The sequence below is a fragment of the Rhodococcus sp. P14 genome (assembly GCF_000256505.1).
In the GTDB taxonomy this organism is placed as follows: domain Bacteria; phylum Actinomycetota; class Actinomycetes; order Mycobacteriales; family Mycobacteriaceae; genus Rhodococcus; species Rhodococcus ruber.
The window spans coordinates 1-3,389 of sequence record NZ_AJFC01000142.1 but is presented as its reverse complement, the minus strand read 5'-3'; the positions used below and the strand labels follow the sequence as shown (position 1 = coordinate 3,389).

General features: G+C 71.7%; 4 protein-coding genes and 1 pseudogene. 4 read left to right on the top strand and 1 reads right to left on the bottom strand.

The features are described 5' to 3' along the window. The 4 genes and pseudogenes from OEY_RS0110810 to OEY_RS0110795 all read left to right on the top strand — a co-directional run. Positions 1–310, top strand: a pseudogene (locus OEY_RS0110810) (NAD(P)-dependent oxidoreductase); the annotation flags it as partial. Beyond that, positions 307–666 carry a carboxymuconolactone decarboxylase family protein gene (locus tag OEY_RS0110805; protein WP_010593893.1) on the top strand — a complete coding sequence of 120 codons (360 nt, stop codon included), beginning with the start codon at positions 307–309 and terminating at the stop codon, positions 664–666. The pseudogene OEY_RS0110810 and the gene OEY_RS0110805, both read left to right, overlap by 4 nt. 65 nt (positions 667–731) lie before the next feature. Further along, entirely contained in the window at positions 732–1,502 is a 771-nt protein-coding gene (locus OEY_RS0110800) for an SDR family NAD(P)-dependent oxidoreductase (RefSeq protein ID WP_010593892.1), read from the top strand. A 111-nt stretch (positions 1,503–1,613) separates the two neighbouring features. Beyond that, positions 1,614–2,273 (top strand): class I SAM-dependent methyltransferase, encoded by a 660-nt coding sequence (locus OEY_RS0110795; RefSeq protein ID WP_026137805.1) that lies wholly within the window; start codon positions 1,614–1,616, stop codon positions 2,271–2,273. Between the two features lie 4 nt (positions 2,274–2,277). On the opposite strand, the gene OEY_RS0110790 is transcribed toward OEY_RS0110795, so the two are convergent. Next, positions 2,278–3,378, bottom strand: coding sequence for a hypothetical protein (locus tag OEY_RS0110790; RefSeq protein WP_017680901.1), 1,101 nt, complete (start codon positions 3,376–3,378; stop codon positions 2,278–2,280). Between the last annotated feature and the right edge of the window lie 11 nt (positions 3,379–3,389).

Below are 3,389 nucleotides of genomic sequence, written 5' to 3'. Positions count from 1 at the left end.
GCGGCTCGCCGAGGCGGCCGGGCTGGACATCACCGCGCTCGGGAAGGTGGTCCGCCACACCGACGCGATCAGCGGGGGCGCCGGGGCGATCATGCTCCGGGACACCACCGCACCGATCCCACCGGACGACTTCTGGTTCCCGATCCTCGACCACGTGCGTGCGCTGGGCGAGAAGGACCTGTCGCTGGCCCTCGGTCTCGGCGCTCGGCTCGGCGTCGACCTGCCCCTCGCGGCGCGCGCGCTCGGCGACCTCGGTCCGGGTCTCGGGGTGGGCCGGGGAGAGAACGCACGACAGGAGGAGCCCGCATGACCGACGACCGCCGCCGCCGCGGCCTGGACATGATGTCGCAGGTGTACGGCTGGGAGATGCAGGACGGGCCCGGCGACCATTTCGCCGTCACCGCAGACCACCTCTTCGCCGACATCTGGTCCCGGCCCGGGCTGAGCATCCGCGACCGGCGGCTGCTGTTGCTCGGCGCGCTCACCGCACAGGGGCTGATCGACGTGGCCGAGATCCAGGTCGGGGCCGCACTCCACAACGAGGAACTCGACGAACCGCAACTGAAGGAGATCGCCCTGTTCCTGTGCCACTATGTCGGATGGCCGCTCGGCACCGAACTCGACTCGATGATCGGCGGCGTGCTCGCCCGGCGCCGCAAGACGTGAGCCCACCGAGGGAGTTCCCCGAGCCCGCTCGGGGCCCCGCGGCGCGAGAACCGAAGGAGTGAGCAGTGCAGGACTTCGCGGACCGCCCGGGCGCGGCCCTCGTGGCCGGCGGCACCGGCGGGATCGGCCGGGCGGTGTGCCGGATGCTGGCCGAGCGCGGCAGCGACGTCGCCTTCACGTTCCGCCGCAACGACGGGGCCGCCGCCGCACTGGCGGCGGAACTGCGCACACTCGGGGCGAAGGCGCTGCCGCTGCAGGCGGAGCTGAGCGACAGTGCCGCGGCCGCCGGGGTCGTGGACGCAGCCGTCGCGACGTTCGGTGCACTGCACACACTCGTCCACGCGGCGGGACCGCACGTGCCGATGGTGCACCTGAGCCGGGTGACGCCCGCGCAGTTCCGCGACCAGCTCGTGGGCGACGCGGGCGCGTTCTTCAATCTCGTCCACCCGGTACTGCCCCGGCTGCGGGAGTCGCGGGGCAACATCGTCGCGGTGACGACGGCGGCGACCCGCCGGTTCCCGGTCCGGGACGGCCTGTCGGCCGGACCGAAGGGTGCGATCGAAGCCCTCGTGCGGGCGCTGGCGGCCGAGGAAGGGCGATTCGGGGTGCGGGTCAACGCGGTGGGGCCGGGCATGCTCACCGACGGCACCGCCGCCCGGCTGATCGGGTCCGGCGAACTCGACGAGCGCGCACTGTCCGTCGCGCGCAACAACATTCCCCTGCGACGCTTCGGCGACGCCCACGACGTCGCCGAGGCCGTCGCCTTCCTCGCCTCGGACCGGGCGGACTTCGTGTCCGGGCAGATCCTCGACGTCGACGGCGGCTACGGCGCCTGACCTGCATCCGGCGGCTTGCCGGGTGGCCCGCCGGAACCGGTGGGTACTGTGGTTCCGATACGTACCGCTTCCGAGCACACCGTGGACCGCAACGAACGGAGACCGATCATCATGACCCGCACCACCCTGCCCCGGGAGACGATCGAGCTGGCCGAGGCGACACCGGGTTTCATGCCGATCGACGAGGGCACGGCCCTGCACGACGCCGCGGTCCGGTATCTCGGCGACGGGGTCGGCGTCGAGATCGGCACCTACTGCGGGCGCTCGACCGTCTATCTCGGAGCCGCCGCGAAGGCCACCGGGGGAACCATCGTCACGATCGACCATCATCACGGGTCCGAGGAGCACCAACCCGGATGGGAGTACCACGATCCGGCCCTCGTCGACCCGCACACCGGGCATCTGGACACGGTGGGACGGTTCCGCCACACCCTGGCCGACGCGGACCTCGAATCTCATGTCGTGGCGGTGCTGGGACGATCCGGCCAGGTCGCGGAGTTCTGGCGGACCCCGGTGTCGTTCGTGTTCGTCGACGGTGGTCACAGCAGTGAGGCGGCGCAGGCGGACTACGCGGGCTGGGCGCCGTGGGTGCGTGTCGGCGGCGCCCTGATCATCCACGACGTGTTCCCCGATCCGAAGGACGGCGGCCGTCCCCCGTACGAGGTCTACCTGCGCGCGCTCGGGAGCGGCGAGTTCACCGAGGTGTCGGTGACCGGTTCGCTGCGCGTGCTCGAACGCACTTCCGGCACCGCCGGAATGCTGCCGGGCTGACGGCTCAGACCGTCACCCGGCAGTCCTCGTGACAGCTCTCGGCGGCGACCCATCCGGCGGGTGCGGTGGCGTCGCGGAACACTCCGTTGCCGGCGGTGCTGCGCGAGAGCGCGTCGGCGGCGAGGATGACCGCAGCGCTGGTCCAGGAGCTCTTCTCCACGGGCCAGCGCTTTCCGTCCGTGAACACCATTCCGGTCCAGTAGGACCCGTCCGGGTCGCGAAGATGCTGCATGGCGGCCAGCAGGATCCGGGCCGTCGTGGCCTCACCGATCGCGTCCAGGGCGAGGACGAGCTCGCACGTCTCGGCACCCGTCACCCACGGCCGGTGGTCGACGCAGCGGATGCCGATGTCGCCGACCACGAAATCGTCCCAGCGCTCCCGGATCCGTTGCCGGGCCGGCGCACCGCGCACCGCCCCGCCGAGGATCGGGTAGTACCAGTCCATCGAGTACTCCGGCTTGGGGGTGAATGCCTCCGGATGCCGTCGCAGCACGTGGCCGAGCCGGTACCACGCGACCTCCCAGTCCGGATGGGGGTCGCCGACCACCTCCGACAGGCGCAGCCCGCACTGCAGACTGTGGTGGATGCTCGAACACCCCGTCAGCAGAGCCTCGTCGGCCGTGCCGTGTTCGCCTCGAGCCCAGTAGATCTCGCCTCCGGGTGCCTGCAGCTCGAGCACATGGTCGAGGGCCGCCCGCACCGTCGGCCACAAGCGCACCACATGGTCGGTGTCGCCCGTGACGAGGTAGTGGTGCCACACCCCCACCGCGATGTACGCGGTGAAGTTCGAGTCGGCGTCGTGGTTCTCGACGGCGTCCCCGCGGAACTGCATGGGCCACGAGCCGTCCGGCCGCTGGGTCCGACGGGACCAGTCGAAGGCCGCCTCGGCCTCCTCGAACAACCCCGCGGCGGTGAGCGCCATCGCGGACTCGATGTGGTCCCACGGGTCGGTGTGACCGCCGGGGAACCACGGGATCGCTCCGGAGGACTCCTGCATGTCGGCGATCGCGCGGGCGGTTCGCAGGCACTGATCCTCGGACAGCACTCCCGGCACGGCCGGAACCGCGTGCCGTGCCCCGCCGGGGCGGAAGTCAGCGGCCGACAACGGGAACCGTC

Coding starts and splice junctions, on each gene's coding strand:
- OEY_RS0110805 (WP_010593893.1), top strand. CDS start 307: ATGACCGACGACCGCCGCCGCCGCGGCCTGGACATGATGTCGCAGGTG.
- OEY_RS0110795 (WP_026137805.1), top strand. CDS start 1,614: ATGACCCGCACCACCCTGCCCCGGGAGACGATCGAGCTGGCCGAGGCG.